This window comes from Mesorhizobium norvegicum (assembly GCF_004919685.1).
Taxonomy (GTDB): Bacteria; Pseudomonadota; Alphaproteobacteria; order Rhizobiales; family Rhizobiaceae; genus Mesorhizobium; species Mesorhizobium norvegicum.
This window is the reverse complement of sequence record NZ_SMYZ01000012.1, coordinates 220,403-236,758: the sequence shown is the minus strand read 5'-3', so window position 1 is coordinate 236,758 and position 16,356 is coordinate 220,403. Positions and strand designations below refer to the sequence as shown.

The 16,356-nt window shown below is 63.6% G+C and carries 18 protein-coding genes and 1 tRNA gene; 14 read left to right on the top strand and 5 right to left on the bottom strand.

Going from position 1 to position 16,356, the window contains the following annotated elements:
- Positions 1–56: 56 nt before the first annotated feature.
- Positions 57–875 carry an alpha/beta fold hydrolase gene (locus FCU66_RS05640; RefSeq protein ID WP_136617186.1) on the bottom strand — a complete coding sequence of 273 codons (819 nt, stop codon included), beginning with the start codon at positions 873–875 and terminating at the stop codon, positions 57–59.
- Between the two features lie 191 nt (positions 876–1,066).
- On the opposite strand from FCU66_RS05640, the gene FCU66_RS05635 reads away from it, so the two are divergent.
- Genes FCU66_RS05635 through FCU66_RS05615 form a run of 5 tightly spaced genes read left to right on the top strand, consistent with a single transcriptional unit; the run spans position 1,067 to position 5,688 of the window.
- Positions 1,067–2,320 carry an ABC transporter substrate-binding protein gene (locus tag FCU66_RS05635; protein WP_136617185.1) on the top strand — a complete coding sequence of 418 codons (1,254 nt, stop codon included), beginning with the start codon at positions 1,067–1,069 and terminating at the stop codon, positions 2,318–2,320.
- Positions 2,321–2,323: 3 nt separating this feature from the next.
- On the top strand, positions 2,324–3,061 hold the full coding sequence (locus FCU66_RS05630; RefSeq protein WP_136617184.1) for an ABC transporter ATP-binding protein: 738 nt from the start codon (positions 2,324–2,326) through the stop codon (positions 3,059–3,061).
- Positions 3,058–3,771, top strand: coding sequence for an ABC transporter ATP-binding protein (locus FCU66_RS05625; protein ID WP_136617183.1), 714 nt, complete (start codon positions 3,058–3,060; stop codon positions 3,769–3,771). The genes FCU66_RS05630 and FCU66_RS05625 overlap by 4 nt, the downstream gene beginning before the upstream one ends.
- A gap of 10 nt (positions 3,772–3,781) precedes the next feature.
- Positions 3,782–4,657, top strand: a complete 876-nt coding sequence (locus FCU66_RS05620) for a branched-chain amino acid ABC transporter permease (protein ID WP_126067682.1) — start codon at positions 3,782–3,784, stop codon at positions 4,655–4,657.
- Positions 4,654–5,688 carry a branched-chain amino acid ABC transporter permease gene (locus FCU66_RS05615; RefSeq protein ID WP_136617182.1) on the top strand — a complete coding sequence of 345 codons (1,035 nt, stop codon included), beginning with the start codon at positions 4,654–4,656 and terminating at the stop codon, positions 5,686–5,688. The genes FCU66_RS05620 and FCU66_RS05615 overlap by 4 nt, the downstream gene beginning before the upstream one ends.
- Before the next feature lie 342 nt (positions 5,689–6,030).
- Here the strand turns inward: FCU66_RS05615 and FCU66_RS05610 are convergent, their stop codons facing one another.
- The 4 genes from FCU66_RS05610 to FCU66_RS05595 all read right to left on the bottom strand — a co-directional run bounded on the left by FCU66_RS05610 (position 6,031) and on the right by FCU66_RS05595 (position 10,624).
- On the bottom strand, positions 6,031–7,347 hold the full coding sequence (locus tag FCU66_RS05610; RefSeq protein ID WP_136617181.1) for a M20 family metallopeptidase: 1,317 nt from the start codon (positions 7,345–7,347) through the stop codon (positions 6,031–6,033).
- Positions 7,348–7,389: 42 nt separating this feature from the next.
- A complete protein-coding gene (locus tag FCU66_RS05605; protein ID WP_136617180.1) occupies positions 7,390–8,292 on the bottom strand; it encodes a MurR/RpiR family transcriptional regulator in 903 nt (300 codons plus the stop codon).
- 241 nt (positions 8,293–8,533) lie between these two features.
- Positions 8,534–10,171 (bottom strand): peptidoglycan L,D-endopeptidase MepK, encoded by a 1,638-nt coding sequence (locus tag FCU66_RS05600; protein ID WP_136617179.1) that lies wholly within the window; start codon positions 10,169–10,171, stop codon positions 8,534–8,536.
- Between the two features lie 378 nt (positions 10,172–10,549).
- Positions 10,550–10,624 (bottom strand) — tRNA-Thr (locus FCU66_RS05595).
- 160 nt (positions 10,625–10,784) lie between these two features.
- On the opposite strand from FCU66_RS05595, the gene FCU66_RS05590 reads away from it, so the two are divergent.
- The 9 genes from FCU66_RS05590 (at position 10,785) to yacG (ending at position 16,354) form a co-directional block, all read left to right on the top strand.
- Complete coding sequence (locus tag FCU66_RS05590) at positions 10,785–10,979, top strand: hypothetical protein (RefSeq protein ID WP_136617178.1); 195 nt, start codon at positions 10,785–10,787, stop codon at positions 10,977–10,979.
- 128 nt (positions 10,980–11,107) lie between these two features.
- Entirely contained in the window at positions 11,108–12,400 is a 1,293-nt protein-coding gene (gene murA / locus FCU66_RS05585; protein ID WP_109670551.1) for a UDP-N-acetylglucosamine 1-carboxyvinyltransferase, read from the top strand.
- A gap of 91 nt (positions 12,401–12,491) precedes the next feature.
- Entirely contained in the window at positions 12,492–12,926 is a 435-nt protein-coding gene (locus FCU66_RS05580; RefSeq protein ID WP_136617177.1) for a DUF2948 family protein, read from the top strand.
- Between the two features lie 7 nt (positions 12,927–12,933).
- Positions 12,934–14,226: a histidinol dehydrogenase gene (gene hisD / locus FCU66_RS05575; protein ID WP_136617176.1), complete on the top strand. Its 1,293-nt coding sequence runs from the start codon at positions 12,934–12,936 to the stop codon at positions 14,224–14,226.
- Positions 14,227–14,231: 5 nt separating this feature from the next.
- Positions 14,232–14,717, top strand: a complete 486-nt coding sequence (locus tag FCU66_RS05570) for a UPF0262 family protein (protein WP_136617175.1) — start codon at positions 14,232–14,234, stop codon at positions 14,715–14,717.
- Positions 14,705–15,166, top strand: a complete 462-nt coding sequence (locus FCU66_RS05565) for an arsenate-mycothiol transferase ArsC (protein WP_136617174.1) — start codon at positions 14,705–14,707, stop codon at positions 15,164–15,166. The genes FCU66_RS05570 and FCU66_RS05565 overlap by 13 nt, the downstream gene beginning before the upstream one ends.
- A gap of 124 nt (positions 15,167–15,290) precedes the next feature.
- Positions 15,291–15,509, top strand: a complete 219-nt coding sequence (gene infA, locus FCU66_RS05560) for a translation initiation factor IF-1 (protein ID WP_006200926.1) — start codon at positions 15,291–15,293, stop codon at positions 15,507–15,509.
- A 21-nt stretch (positions 15,510–15,530) separates the two neighbouring features.
- Positions 15,531–16,160, top strand: coding sequence for a Maf-like protein (locus FCU66_RS05555; protein ID WP_136617173.1), 630 nt, complete (start codon positions 15,531–15,533; stop codon positions 16,158–16,160).
- The gene (gene yacG / locus FCU66_RS05550) at positions 16,157–16,354 is read left to right on the top strand and encodes a DNA gyrase inhibitor YacG (protein WP_136617172.1); all 198 of its coding nucleotides are present in this window, start codon (positions 16,157–16,159) and stop codon (positions 16,352–16,354) included. The genes FCU66_RS05555 and yacG overlap by 4 nt, the downstream gene beginning before the upstream one ends.
- Positions 16,355–16,356: the final 2 nt, after the last annotated feature.

Here is a 16,356-nt window from a genome sequence, read left to right as displayed (position 1 = left end):
AAGGGCGCAGTCCGCCAAGGAGGCGGGTGGTCGGTGGCGTAGCCTTTTCGACGGACCTATGCCTGATCCACACTCGCCAGGAAGCGGGCGAAGATCGGATTGAAGCGGTCCGGCGAATCCCAGAACGGCGCGTGGCCGGATTTGTCGAACAGGTGCGCCTTGCCTTCCCACAAATTGGAGAATTTCACAGCCGAGACGAAATCGGTGTTGACGAAAGGTTCGTCGATGCCGTTCAAAACGGCGATCGGCGGCGTCTTGCCGGCGACGATCTCGCGCTGGTTCCTGCCGGTGCCGGCCGCGAATTTTTCGAACATCAGGCGCCGGGCGCGCCCGTCGGTGCGCGCCACCGTGTCGAGGAGAAACGGTTCGAACGGCTCGCCGCAGGTGCTGCGCGCATAGGCCTCAACATCGGCGGTGCTGAAGGTTTCCTGTCCGGCAAGGTGCATATGCGGGCTCGGCTTGAAGCCGTTGCCGACTTCGTCGGGTGATACCGGCGGGGTGCCGGTGATCATCAGGCCGAGCAGGCCGGGAAAGCGGTCGATCATCTCCAATCCGATATGGCCGCCGAGCGACCAGCCGAAGACGATGGCCTTGTCGACCCCGAGCAGCCCGAGCACTTCGGTCATGGCATCGGCATAACCTTCCATGCTGTAGGAGCGCTCCGGATCGACCGCATCGCCTGAAGCTCCGTGGCCGGGCAGATCGGGAGCGATGATGTGATAGCGCTCGCCCAGCGGGCTCTCGAGCTGATTGCGGAAAACGGCGCTGGAAGACGAATTGCCGTGGATCAGCATAACAGCGGCTCCCCGGCCACCGGTCTGGCGCACCGCGATCTTACCGTGGCTGGTTTCAAGGGTCTTCTGCGAGATCGTCATTGTCGGCTCCGTCTGGAATTGCCCTGTTTTGAAGCAGCTGCGCAACAAAGCGCCACTGTTCCCCCGTGTCCCGCCGTAAACATTTCCCGGTCAGGTTGCGCTGAAAAATCCTTTTCAAATAAGAACAATTATGCGTAGATTGTCAATTATCCAACTCCCGATGAACGGGAGGAAAACAGGGAACAGCACGAATGAAACCGAAATCCGCCGCAAGTCGAATCCGCCATATCCTGATGAGCACGACGCTGATCGGCATGTTTGCCGCATCAGGCGCTCCCGCCTTCGCCGATGTCGTCAAGATCGGCCTGCTTGCGCCGCTGACCGGCCCTGCCGCGGCGGACGGCCAGGAATTCCAGCGCGGCGTGCAGATGGCCATCGACGAAGCGAACGCGGCCGGCGGCGTTGCCGGGGACACGTTCGAGCTGGTGGTCGGCGACGTCAAGGACCAGTCCGCCGGCAACGTCACCAGCGCGGTCGAGCGCCTGCTTGGCGATCCGGGCGTGCATTTCATGCTGACCGGCTACGCCAGCCTGACGAATTTCGAGATCGACAACATGGCCGAGGCGGACATGCCCTATATGCTCGCGGCCACCTCGCAGCAGACCAGGGACATCATCGCGCCGAGCCCCGACAAATACATGTGCTGCTGGTCGCTGACGCCTTCCTTCGACGCCTACAACACCGACGTCACCCTGTTCGTCGAAAAGCTCGCGGCCGACGGCAAGATCACCTTGCCGACCAAGAAGGTCGCCATCATCTCGTCCGACAACGCCTATTCGAAGACCATCTCCGAAGGCATGAAGAAGACCTTCAAGGAGAAGGGCTGGACCATCACCGTCGACGAGATCGTGCCGTTCGGCGAAGTGACCGACTGGCGTTCGATCCTCGCCAAGGTGCGCGAGAACGTTCCGGATGTGGTCATCAACACCGACTACCTGCCGGGCAATTCGGCGTCGTTCCTGAACCAGTTCCTCGAACAGCCGACCAAGAGCCTCGTCTTCCTGCAATATGCGCCGAGCGTGCCGGAGTTCGTCGAGCTGACCGGCAAGAAATCGGATGGTGTCATCTACAATCTGCTCGGCGGCGCGCTGACCACCCCGAAGAACCCGCGCGCCGATGAAGTGGCGGCCAAGTTCAAGGCAAAATACGGCGTCGAGAGCGGCACCTATGGCGTTGGCCTCTACGAAATGACCAATGTCTATTTCGACGCGGTCAAGAAAGTCGGCGGCGCATCCGACCATGCGGCGATCATGAAGGCGCTGTCGGAGACCGACAAGCAGGTCGCGGAAGGGCGGCTGAAGTTCGATCCCGCCACCCACCTTGCCACGCAGGGCGACGACTATATCCCGATCACCTTCTTCCAGATCTGGGACGGCCAGCGCACGCTGATCTCGCCGGAGAAATACGCCACCGGCGCCTTCAAGCTCCAGCCCTGGATGAAGTGAGGAATGGCCCTGCTTGAACTGGACGACGTGTCGAAGGCCTTCGGTTCGCTGAAGGCCGTCGATGGCGTGTCGTTCAAGGTCGAGGCCGGCGAGATCTTTGGCATCGCCGGCCCGAACGGCAGCGGCAAGAGCACGCTGTTCAACATCATCACCGGCATCCCGTTCGGCCCCGACCGGGGCCAGATCCGCTTTGACGGCATTGCCATAAACGGCAAGTCGGGACACGCCATCGCGCGCCTCGGCCTTGCCCGTACGTTTCAGCGCGAGACCAGCTTCGACGGGCTGACCGTGTTCGAGAACGCGCTGATCGGCGCCAGCTACGGCAAGCAGGAAAAGACAGCGGCTACGGCCCGCAACGCGGCCGCCGAGGCACTGGAGTTTGTCGGCCTGGGGTCCCAGTCGTTCGGCAGGCTTGCCGGCGAACTGTCCGTCTTCGAGCGCAAATGCCTGATGCTTGCCACCGCGGTCGCCATGCAGCCGCGCATGCTCTTGCTTGACGAACCGGCGTCGAGCCTGACCAAGCCCGAGATCGAGACATCGATCGGCCTGATCCGCCGCACCGCCGAACGCGGCATCACCATCCTGTTGATCGAGCATGTGCTGACCTTCCTGATGAGCCTTTCGCAGCACCTGCTGGTGCTCAACAATGGCCGCGTGCTGGCCGCCGGCGATCCGGCCGGCGTGATTGCCGACCCGCGCGTCATCGAAGCCTATCTCGGCACGAGGAGGTCGGCGGCGTGAACCCCATTCTCAGTGTCGAAGGCGTCACCGCCGGCTATGGCCGCGTCACCGTGCTGCACGATATCTCGCTGGAGGCCGGCCGCTTCGGCAATGTCGGCCTGTTCGGCCCCAACGGCCATGGCAAGACGACGCTGCTGCGAGCGATCTCCGGGCTGCTGCAGCCGAAGAGCGGCCGCATCCTGTTCGACGGACAGGACATTGTCGGCCACAGCGCGCGCGCCATCGTCGGCGCCGGCCTGATCCATGTGCCGCAAGGCAACCGGCTGTTTCCCGATCTCTCCATCGCCGACTGCATGGCGCTCGGCGCCTATTCGCCGCGAGCCCGGCCGCATGAGGCCGAGAACCGCGAGAAGGTGATCAAGCTGTTCCCGAAACTGGCGGAACGCTGGCGCCAGCGCGTGCGCACGCTGTCGGGCGGCGAGCGCCAGATGGTGTCGATCGGCACGGCACTGATGAGCCATCCGCGCCTGCTGATCCTCGACGAACCGACCCTTGGGCTGGCGCCCAAGATCAAGGACGAGCTCTGCGCCTCCGTCATGGACATTTCGCGCGGCGGCGTACCGCTCATCGTCGTCGAGCAGGACATCGAATTCCTGCTGGAGCTGACGCAGCAACTCTACCTCGTCAACCATGGCGCGGTGGCGACCGAGATCAAGCCGGGCGAAAGCCTCGACCACGGCGAGATCATGTCGATGTATTTTGGCCATTAGGAACTTGGGAATGAGCGCATTGGCGGAAATCCTGTTCGGCGGCCTGTTCCAGGGCTCGCTCTACGCCATGATGGCGGTCGGACTCGCGCTCGTCTGGACGACGATCGGCGTGTTCAATTTCAGCCATGGCGTGTTCATGATGCTGGGCGCCTACATCGCCTGGCAGCTGGTCGAGCTCGGCCTGCCGGCGGCGGTCGCCTTTCCGATCGCCGTTGTCGTCATGGCCGGCGTCGGCTGGATCCTGCAGGCGAGCGTCGTGCGGCCGCTGATTGGTCGGCCCAACATCGTGCTGGTCGTCGTCATCACCACGCTGGCGGCCGGATCGCTGATCGAGAATGGCGCCTTGACCATCTGGGGGCCGCGCTCGAAACAGATCCCCGCCTTGATCGCCGGCAACACCACCATCGGCGGCGTCGGCGTCTCCCTGCACCAGATCGCCATTATCGTCATCACGCCGCTGATCCTGGCCGCACTGTGGATGTTTCTCAACCGCACGCGGCTCGGGCTGGCGCTGCGCGCCGTGGCGCAGAACGAAGATGCCAGCCACCTGGTCGGTCTGAACGTCACGGCCCTCTATGGGCTGGCCTTCGCCATCGCCGCTTCGCTGGCTGGGCTGGCCGGCATCTTCATGGGCGGCTATCGCTTCATGTCGCCGGTGATGGGCAGCGACCCGCTGCTCAAGGCGCTGATCGTTGTCGTCTTCGGCGGCATATCGAGCATTTCGGGACCGATCTTCGCCGCCTATCTGATCGGCTTCTTCGAGGCCGCCTGCAGCTATTATTTCGGCTTGTACTGGACGCCGGCGCTGCTGTTCGGCGTGCTCATCCTGACCCTGATGGTGCGCCCCGAGGGCATTTTCGCCAGCCGCTCCCGAGGCCTAGCATGACCGACACGACATCGCCGATCACCCTTAGCCACGCGGAGGCGGCAGCCCCGATCGCTCCCGGCCGCACGCCGTGGAAGCACGAGGCCATCGGCTTCGTGCTCGGCTTCGCGCTGCTGGCGCTGCTGCCGCTGATCTTCGGCGACACCTATGCCCGCCACATCCTGATCATGGCCTTCATCTATGCGATCGTCGCCTCGAACTGGGATCTCAGCCTCGGTTATGGCGGCGTCTTCAATTTCGGCCATCTGGCGCTGTTCGGCATCGGCGTCTATGCCTACAGCCTGCTGACCAAGCTGGCCGCATTCGACCCGTGGGTCGCGCTGTTTGCCAGCGGTGTCATCGCCACGCTGGCGGCGATCCTGGTGACCATCCCGATCCTGCGGCTGAAGGGTATCTACATCATCCTGGTCACTTTCGGCTTCGCGCAGCTGGTCATGCAGGTGATCATCAGCCAGTCCGCCATCACCGGCGGCACGCAAGGGTTGGTCCGCATTCCCGGGCTTTACGTGTTCGACCACAACATGGTCCGCGACGGCAAGTCAGCCTATTTCTACATCGCGCTGGCATTGCTGGTGGCGAGCACCCTGTTCCTGCGCGTGTTCGTGCGCTCACGCGCCGGGGCCAGCATCGTCGCCTTGCGCGACAATGAGGAATACGCCATCAGCCGCGGTGTCTCGATCGTGCGCCAGCGCATGCTGACGCTTGCCGCGAGCGCCTTCTTCACCGGCATCGCCGGCGCTTTCTACGCCGCCTACCAGCGCAATGCCTCGATCGACGTGTTCGGCATGAGTCTGGCGACCATTATCCTGTCGATGGTGCTGCTTGGCGGCACCAGCACCATTTACGGCGCCATCATCGCCTCCTTCGTGCTGACGATCTTCGCCGAATGGATGGCCGATTTCGGCGCATGGCGGCCGATGATCACGGCGGTGCTGATCATCGGCGTGATGCTGGCCTACCCGAGCGGGCTGGTCGGTATGATCAAGGCTTCATGGGGCGCTGTCGCGGGACGGATCAAACGCCCGGGCTGATCGGCTCGGGGCAGGATCAATCTACCGAAGTCGGCGCGGCCCCTCATTGCCCTGCCGAGCATTTCCCTCTCCGCAGGGTTGTGCCTGCCTTGCGGCGGCTGCGCGTTTTCGCGAACGCCTTCCCCCACTCCGTCGCTGCTTCGCAGCGCCACCTCTCCCCCCTCCGGAGGGAGAGGAATGGAGCCAAGGTCGGCGAACACGCGCCTTTCCTCTCCCCCGTCGATCGGGGGAGAGGTGGCGAGCGAAGCTCGACGGAGTGGGGGTCGACCTTCCATCAAGGCAATGCTTCAGCCTGATTGGGCAGCGCAAACGTGAAGCGATTGCCCAGATCGCGCTGCCGCCTCAGCGGATGCCGCACCAGTCGATGACCGACGCGGCGATCACCTTGGCGGTTTCGACCACCGATTCGACCTCGACATACTCATCGGAACCATGGAAGCCGTCGCCCGACGGGCCGAAGATGACACCGTCGACGCCAGCACCGGCATAGTGCGCGGCATCGCACACGGCGACAAAGCCACGCGCCTGCGGCGCCTTGCCGACCATCGCCTTGCGCTTCATCAGCGAGGTTACCAGCGGATGATCGACCGGCGTGTTCATCGGCGGGAAATACAGCCCGCCGAGCTCCCACTGGATCGCAGGCGGATTGTCGCGCAGCCATGCATCGGTTTGCGCGAAATGATGGACGAAAGTCTCGAAGTCACGGCGATAGTCGGCCGAATTCTCGTCCGGCAGGAATTTCATATCGAGGTCGAGCACCGCGACATCGGGAATGATGGCCGGGTTGGTCATCACGGTCGGCAGGCCGTGTTCGCCAAGGCCGGTGCCGCCATGCATGACGCCGATGTTGATGGTGTTCATGCCGAGCGGCAGCAGCGGATGGGATTTCGCCCGCGTCCGGTCCAGCTCATACTGGCGCACGGCGGCGACGAAGCGGGCGGCGATCTCGATCGCATTGACGCCCGGCTCCAGCCGCTCCTTGTTGTGGCGCTGCGGATAGATCTCATTGTAGCGCAGCGCCGAATGGGCGTTGCGACCACGGATCGTCACCCGCGCCCATTCGAGCCCGCCTTCGACCGGCAGGACATCGCCCCAGGTCGGTTCGGCGACCAGCACCGCCTTGGCGAGCTTGCCCTTCTTCACGGCATCCATGGCGCCGAACCCGCCTGCCTCCTCGTCAACGACGGAGTGGATGGCCAGCCGGCCTTGCAGCGTGATGCCCGCTTTGCGGATGGCACGCGCGGCAGCGATGCAGGCGGCGACGCCACCCTTCATGTCGACGGCGCCGCGGCCATAGAGACGGCCATTGGTGATCTCGCCGCCGAACGGATCGACCGACCAATCCTTCATCGCACCGACCGGCACGACGTCGATATGGCCGCACAGGATCAGGCTGCGGTCCTCGTCTCCCGCCCATTCGCCGACCAGATTGGGTCGGCCGGGCAAGGCATCCCATTGCTCGGTCTTGAATCCGTCCTGTTTGAGGATCGGCTCAAGCAGCGCCTGGACATCCGCCTCGCGGTTGATCGCCGGGTTGGGCTCGAATTTGGGGTTGACCGAAGGGATGCGGACCATGTCGCGGGTCAGCCCGATCAACCAGTCGCGATCGGTCTCGATCTCAGCCTGCACGGCGTCGATGATGGTCTGGTTGTCAGGCATTTCTTGGTTCCTTGCATCGCGACGGCGCCGGGCGCATCGACGCTATTTCCTGGTGGTTTTTGGTTTGACGTCGTCGGCCGCAGGCGATAGGGCGGCATCGAGCGTGACCGCATTGGCGCTGCGGATCTTCTCGATGTCCTCGATGCGCTTGCGCACGCCCGCGCCATGGCCCTCCAGCGCATGGGCAAAGACGGTTTCCATCTGGGCGACAGCGGTGGCCAGCGTGTCGAACGGCGAATTGGCGTCGATCGCCGCAACCATGGTCAGATCGGCGATATCAGCTATCGGCGACAGCCACACATCGGTGAACAGCAGGACGGAGACGCCGCGTTCCTTTGCCTGCTGGGCAAAGCTCACCACATCCGACTGATAGCGCCGGTAGTCGAACACGACGAGCAGGTCGCGCTTGCCAAGGTCGATCAACAGGTCGAAATCGGCAGGGCTCAATGAACCGATGTCGCGCACGCCGGAGCGGAACTGCAGGAGGTAGCCGGCAAGCATGGACGCGATATGCCGGCTGAACCGGCCGCCCAGCAGCACCACCTGGCCCTTGCTCTCGAGCAGCATGTTGACGGCGCGCGTATAGGCCTGCACCGGCACCGCGGTGCGGGTGCGCTCCAGGCTGTCGGAAACCGAATGGAAATAGGCGAGTGCGGTGCCTTCGCTGGAGCCGCCCGGACGCTTGGCCTCCATCATCAACAGCGGCGAATGCAGCCTGGATTCGACTTCGGTGAGCAGGCGCGCCTGGAAGTCGGCAAAGCCGACATAGCCAAGCTTGGTCATCAGCCGCGTCACGCTCGGGTCGCTGACACCGGCGCGCCGCGCCAGCCTGGTCGCGGTACCGAGCCCCGACATGGGATAATCGGCAAGCAGGACCTGAACGATCTTTTCTTCCGCGGAGGTGAACGCCACGGTCGTGTTGGCCAGTTCTTCACGGATGGACATGGTCATCGCCTATCGCTGACGGAAGATGATTATCTTACAATTTCATGCATGATTGTCAAATTTGGAAATTATCTTACAGAGCCATCCGGCAAGGTTTCAGGATAGGTTGCGCAATCCCTCGACGACCCCGCGATCCGTATCGTGCACCACATTTCATGTCAGGTCGAACGGGTGCATTCGCTTGCACGACACGCCAGCGGCTGCTCGCTACCGGATAGGTCAAATCCCGGACGCGGCCAGCCTATTTGAAGCTGGCGATGGGCAAGAACTTGACCGCGGAGCCGGTGAAACGGCGGTGATCGGACGTCTGTCCTCGCGGCTGGAATCCGTCGAGATAGACGTGCTCCGGCGCCGTGCGGATGAAATTGGCGGCAACAAGCCGCGCCGTCGCAGGCCCGGCGCCACCGGCGATGCCGCGACCTGTCCCAATCGGCCGGCCGGACAATGCGGCTGGCACAATGACGGCGGTTGCTTCGGGATCGAGACGTGGCTGGACGCGGTCTGCCTTCGGGCTGGTCCTGACCCGATCTTCGCTTTCCGATGCAGGGGTTGCAATCCGCTGGCCGGTCAGCCTGTCAAGGCCGTCATCGGCGTGGTTCAGGGCCAGCAAGGCACCGATTGCGTCGCGAGATTTGACTGCTTCCGGCTGGCGTGTCGGGCTTTCCGGCCGCCATGTCGGCAAGGGGATGTTGAGCGCCACCATGTCCTGCGCGACGCTGGCGGCAGCGGCATCCGCCTTGCCCAAAGGAACGCCGGCGTCGGTTGCTGTCGGCTTGGCTAGTTCGGCCCGCGCCGTGGACGCACCGGCGATTGCGAACGGTGCGGTTTCCGGGGCGGGAACGGGTGCCGTGAGCTCGGTGCGCGGTGCGAAGGCGGGCAGCGGCACTGAGCCCGGTGCCATGGCCATGACGATCGCTTCAGGCGTCTTTCCCTTCTGCCCAACTGGCGGTTCCTCGCCTGGATCGCTGGCAGCCATCTGGATGTCCGCCCGCTGGGCATCCTGTGGCGGCACGATAGCGATACCCTGTCCGGCCGGTCTGGGTTCGACGGACTTGGGCGGTTTGCGTGGCGCCGGCATCGCTTCCGCGACATCATCCGACTCGTCTCCGCCGCCCAAAAGCGTCGCCAGCAGGCCACGCGCCGGCTTGCGTTGGCCGCCGTCGACGTTTGCCAGCTCGATGTTGGGCGTGCCGGCGCCCTTGCGCGATTTGTAGGCGGCAAACGCCTGCTCATAGCCGGGCAGCGGTCTGCCGTCGCTCGGCACATGCAGCGTATTGCCGTTCGGAAATACCTTGGCGAGTTCCTGGCGGCTGATGCCCGGCCAATGCCGCACATTGCCGACATCCATGTGTATGAAAGGCGAACCGGAAGTAGGGTAATAGCCCACGCCGCCGCCCTGCATCTTGAGGCCGATGTCGCGCAGCTTCTTCAGCGGCACATCCGGCAGGAAGAAATCCATCGCGCGGCCAACCATGTGTTGGCTCTCCCTCGCCACGCCCTTCGAGCGGCTGCGCAGCATTGCGTTTGTCGCCGGCGAACGATAGGCGCTGACCACATGGATATAGGCTGTCGAGCCGCTGGCGCGGTAGGCCTGCCAGACAAGATCGAGCAGGCGCGGATCCATCTTCGTCGGTTCGTTGCGACGCCAGTCGCGCAGCATGAGATTGATCTTCTTCAACCCCGCCGGATCGTAGCGCCCGTTGCGCTTGAAGACGATTTCAGCCTTCTCGCCCGTATGGAGATGTTGGATCTTCAAAGCGCGCGTCTCCGCGAACGCGCTGGTGACGCACAGGCAAAGGAACGCTGCTACGATGGCCGGCAGCAATGTCCAACGATGGGAAGCGCCGGGCGCGTTTTGCTCGTTTTCAATCACGTTCATGCCTTGCAGATTGTTTTTGTTTCGGGCGATTTGAGGTCTGCGCCAAGATGAAGAGCCTCGGCGTCCTCGACCTGACAAGGCATGGACTTGACCGGCGCAGACAGGCATCCATCCCACAACACGTCTGCCGATGAACAGCATCTTGGTTAACGAATCGTGTCATCCCGAGAATGGGCTTCGACTGGAGGTTGCCTCTTGCAACTCTTTCTGGAGCAATGCGCTGCTGATCAGGGCTGCCGGCATGATCGCCGCGCCCTTCCTGATATGTGCAACTGCCGGATGAGACGCGGGTTCTCAACCCATGGAATAGCTATGCACCCGCCTCGCCCTCGCAAATGCTGAGGACGAAAGTGCGCAACAAGGATGATCTTTGGGAACTGGTGCTGCGAGAGAGGATTGAACTCTCGACCTCTCCCTTACCAAGGGAGTGCTCTACCACTGAGCTACCGCAGCCGCTGATGGCGGGGCTTCTGCCATATCGAACCGGCAAGCGCAAGGCCAAGTGCAACGCTTCTGTGAAAGGCTTGCCGGATAGCTTTTAATGACATGGCGGCGCCACAATGTTGGCTATCCCTGAATGGCGGGCTGGCTGGTCGCCAGCCGAGGCGGGACGATGGACGACAAGGTAATTCCACTGAAAAAGGATGGTCCAGCGAAAAAGGGCGGCGCCAACCGCAAGGACCGGCTCGCCGAGCAATTGCGCGCCAATCTGCAGAAGCGCAAGGCGCAGTCGCGCTCGCGGCGGACCGGCGAGGCCGATCAGCGCCCGGACGGGCTTGCTGCATCGAAGGAAATACAAAAAGATTAACTCAAATCGGCCACTCTTGGCCCGGGCTGGGCGAAATCCTATTTCTTGAACCAAGCCGGCCAATGGTCTAGACGGGCCGCTACTCAAACGATTGAACCGGCCTTTTTGGCCGAGAGGGACGTTCTTCCATGGATCGCATCAGAATTGTCGGGGGCAACAAGCTCTCCGGAAGCATTCCGATCTCGGGCGCGAAAAACGCGGCCCTGCCCCTGATGATCGCTTCGCTTTTGACCGACGACACGCTGACGCTGGAAAACGTGCCGCATCTGGCCGATGTCGAGCAGCTGATCCGCATTCTGGGCAATCACGGCGTCGATTATTCGGTCAATGGCCGCCGCGAGAAGCAGAATGAGGGCTATTCGCGCACCATCAATTTCTCCGCCCGCAACATCGTCGACACGACAGCGCCCTACGAGCTGGTGTCGAAGATGCGCGCGTCGTTCTGGGTGATCGGCCCGTTGCTGGCCCGCATGGGCGAAGCCAAGGTGTCGCTGCCGGGCGGCTGCGCCATCGGCACGCGCCCGGTCGATCTGTTCCTCGAAGGCCTGCAGGCGCTGGGCGCCGATATCGACGTCGACACCGGCTATGTCATCGCCAAGACCCGGAATGGCCGCCTTGTCGGCAACCGCTACATCTTCCCGAAAGTCTCGGTCGGCGCCACCCATGTGCTGATGATGGCAGCGGCACTCGCCAAGGGCGAGACTGTGCTGGAAAATGCCGCCTGCGAGCCTGAGATCGTCAACCTGGCCGAATGCCTCAACGCCATGGGCGCGAAGATTTATGGCGCCGGAACGCCCACCATCACCATCGACGGTGTCGAATCGCTGTCGGGCGCGCGCGTGCGCGTCATTCCCGACCGCATCGAGACCGGCACCTATGCCATGGCCGTCGCCATGACCGGCGGCGACGTCGTGCTCGAGGGCGCGCGGCCGGAGCTGCTGCAGACCGCGCTCGACGTGATCGCCCAGACGGGCGCCGAAATCACGCCGACCAATTCCGGCATTCGCGTGAAGCGCAACGGCGCCGGCATTTCGCCCGTCGACGTGACGACCGCACCCTTCCCGGCCTTCCCGACCGATTTGCAGGCTCAGTTCATGGGCCTGATGACCATGGCCAAGGGCAAATCGCGCATCACCGAGACGATTTTCGAAAACCGCTTCATGCATGTGCAGGAATTGGCCCGGCTCGGCGCCCACATCACGCTTTCGGGCCAGACGGCGATCGTCGACGGTGTGCCGAAGCTGAAGGGCGCCCCGGTCATGGCGACCGATCTTCGCGCCTCTGTGTCGCTGGTCATCGCCGGCCTGGCTGCGGAAGGCGAAACCACGGTCAACCGGGTTTACCATCTCGACCGCGGCTTCGAGCGGCTGGAAGAAAAGCTGTCCAACTGCGGCGCGGTGATCGAACGGATTTCGGCTTAGTCAATTGGCTGCGACTTGCGGCGTGGTTGCACCGATCGGAAAGACCGCCTAACAGAAGGTTGAATTGTCAACCTTCAGGTGCGAAATCCGTATGACCGCCCTTAAGCTTATCGCACTCGACGACCAGGACCTGAGCATTGTTTCGGCCCATGTCCAGGACGCCGTACTGAAAGTCAGCGACCTCGAATTCCTGCCTGCGGCCAAGCGTTTCCTGCTGACCATGAACCGTTTCGTCTGGGAGGCCAAATCCGGCCTGTTTCGCCAGCATAATGAGCGGCGGCAGGCCGTGCTGCATTTCGACCGGGTGCTGGGCGCCAAGACGAGCGGCATTGACCGCGACAAGCCGGCCGAAATCCTGTCCCTGCTGGCAATCAGCTTCATCGAGATCAGCAAGCCGGCCGGCATCGTCGAGCTGATCTTTGCGGGCGGCGGCGCGATCATGCTCGACGTCGAATGCATCGAGGCCCGCCTTGCCGATATCGGCGGGGCGTGGGAAGCCACCTCGCGCCCCATCCACAAGGCCTGAGCGTCCGATGGCCATTATGCTTCGTCAGTCCGATGCCGATTTCGAGCAGCGTTTCGCCGCCTTCCTGCTGACCAAGCGGGAAGTGTCCGCCGATGTCGATGCCGTGGTGCGCGAGATCATCGCGCGTGTACGCACTGAGGGCGACGCGGCGCTGATCGACTATTCACAGAAATTCGATCGCGCCGATCTGGCTGGGCTAGGCATCGCCGTCTCGAAGGACGACATCGCCCAGGCTTACAAGGCCGCCGACCCAAAGACGATCGAGGCGCTGGAATTTGCGCGCGACCGCATCCGCTCCCACCATGAGCGGCAGCGGCCGAAGGACGATCGCTATACGGATGCCGCCGGCGTCGAGCTCGGCTGGCGCTGGACGGCGGTCGAGGCGGTCGGGCTCTATGTGCCGGGCGGCACGGCGAGCTATCCAAGCTCGGTGCTGATGAACGCCGTACCGGCCAGAGTGGCCGGCGTCGAACGCATCGTCATGGTCGTGCCGGCGCCCGGCGGCATCATCAATCCGCTGGTGCTGGTGGCCGCGGATATCGCCGGCGTGTCGGAAATCTACCGCGTCGGCGGCGCGCAGGCGATCGCAGCCCTTGCCTACGGCACCGAAACGATCAGGCCGGTCGCCAAGATCGTCGGCCCGGGCAATGCCTATGTTGCGGCGGCCAAGCGGCAGGTCTTCGGCACCGTCGGCATCGACATGATCGCCGGGCCATCGGAAGTGCTCGTCGTGGCCGACGGCAGCAACGATCCGGACTGGATCGCTGCCGATCTGCTGGCCCAGGCCGAGCACGACACATCGGCGCAGTCGATCCTGGTCACCGACGATCCGGCCTTCGGCATCGCTGTCGAACAGGCGGTCGAGCGCCAGCTGCAGAGCCTGCCGCGGGCCGAGACGGCAGCAGCGAGCTGGCGCGATTTCGGCGCCGTCATCCTGGTGCCGACCATCGACGCCGCGCTGCCGCTGGTCGACCGCATCGCCGCCGAACATGTCGAATTGGCAATCGACGATGCCGAGGGGTTTCTGACGCGAATGCGCAATGCGGGCGCCGTCTTTCTCGGCCGCCATACGCCGGAAGCCATCGGCGACTATGTCGGCGGCTCCAACCATGTGCTGCCGACGGCACGCTCGGCACGTTTCTCGTCCGGGCTATCCGTGCTCGATTTCGTCAAGCGCACGTCGATCCTCAAGCTTGGACCGGAGCAGTTGCGGATCTTGGCGCCGGCGGCGATTGCGCTCGCCAAGGCGGAAGGCCTTGATGCGCACGGACGCTCCGTCGCCATACGGTTGAACATGTAGGCGCTATGTCGGACTCCGATCAAACCCGCGCCAGGCTGATCGATGTCGAACTCGATGAATCGATCGGCCGTTCGACACCCGATGTCGAGCATGAACGCGCGGTGGCGATCTTCGACCTGATCGAGGAGAACAGTTTTCAACCTGTCAATGACGGCGGCGCCGGCCCTTACCGGTTGAAATTGTCGCTGGCCGAGCAGCGCCTGGTGTTTGCCGTGGCGCGCGAGGACGGTGCCGCCGTCGTCACTCATATCCTGTCGCTGACGCCGCTGAGGCGCATCGTCAAGGACTACTACATGATCTGCGAAAGCTACTACGACGCCATCCGTTCCTCGACGCCAAGTCATATCGAGGCGATCGACATGGGCCGCCGCGGCCTGCACAATGAGGGCTCGCAGACGCTGATGGACCGGCTGTCCGGCAAGATCGACATCGATTTCGATACGGCGCGCCGGCTGTTCACGCTGGTCTGCGTGCTGCACTGGCGGGGCTAGCCCTGGCACCCGGCGGCCTGCCCCGTTCGATCCTGTTCCTGTGCGGCATGAATGCCGTGCGCTCGCCAATGGCCGAGCAGCTGGCGCGGCGGATGCTGCCCGCCACCATCTTCGTCGCCTCGGCCGGCGTTCGCGCCGGCGAGCGCGATCCGTTCGTCGATGCCGTGCTTGCCGAGGAAGGTCTCACGCTGGGCGAGCGGCACCCGAAGACGATGGACGATCTCGAGGACGACTATTTCGACCTGATCGTCACGCTGGCGCCGGAAGCGCACCACGCCGCACTCGAACTCACCCGCTCGCTCGCCGTCGAGGTCGAATACTGGCCGACGCCGGACCCGACCGATGCCGGCGGCACGCGCGAACAGATCATGGCGGCCTACCGGGACGTGCGCGAGCGGCTGAAAGCGCGGATCGGGCGTCGATTCGTGCCTCCGGAGGCCGCCGATTAAGCGTGTTCACAAGCGGACGATTATCATATAGGTTCCGCCGAAATTCCGGCTAGAGTCGGATGATTTCAGGTCTGTTCGACCTGAAATCTAAGCGCCGGAACTGCCATCCAAGCAAAGGTATCGAATGCCGAAGGAAGAAGTCCTCGAGTTTCCGGGTGTCGTAACGGAATTGTTGCCCAACGCGATGTTCCGGGTAAAGCTCGAAAACGAACACGAGATCATCGCCCATACGGCCGGCCGCATGCGCAAGAATCGCATCCGCGTGCTGACCGGCGACAAGGTTCTGGTCGAGATGACGCCATACGACCTGACCAAGGGCCGCATCACCTATCGTTTCAAGTAAGCAAAGCCCGACTGGTCCGCGATGAGCATTTTGCAGAAGCTGGTGCTTGCCTCGGGTTCGCCGCGCCGGATCGAGCTCTTGCAGCAGGCCGGCATCGAGCCGGACCGCGTGCTGCCGGCCGATGTCGACGAAACGCCGCTGCGTGCCGAGCATCCGCGCTCGCTGGCCAAGAGGCTGTCGAAGGAAAAGGCCGAGAAGGCATTCGCGTCGCTGAAGACCGAAGCCGACTATGCACCGGGCTTCGTGCTGGCCGCCGACACGGTGGTCGCCGTCGGGCGGCGCATCCTGCCCAAGGCCGAGACCCTCGACGATGCCGCCAACTGCCTCGGGCTGTTGTCGGGCCGTTCGCACCGGGTCTATTCCGGCATCTGCCTGATCACGCCGGGCGGCAAGCTGCGCCAGCGGCTGGTCGAGACGCGGGTGCGCTTCAAGCGGCTGCCGCGCGAAGAGATCGACGCCTATGTCGCCTCGGGCGAATGGCGCGGCAAAGCCGGCGGCTACGCCGTCCAGGGTCTCGCCGGCGCCTTCGTCGTCAAGCTGGTCGGTTCCTACACCAACATCGTCGGGCTGCCGCTGTATGAGACCGTCGCGCTGCTGAGCGGCGAAGGCTTCAAGGTGCATGGCGGCTGGCTGTCAGGCGCACGGCTATGAGTTCCGACCCCAAAGTCACGCCCTTGCGCCCAAAGCGCCCCTGCCCCGAATGCGGCAAGCCATCGGCGCGCGACACTTTTCCGTTCTGTTCGACGCGCTGCAAGGACATCGACCTCAATCGCTGGCTGAAGGGCGCCTATGTCATCTCGGCCCGCGACGACGAGGAAGAGACGGACCCCGACGCTCCTAAATAAGG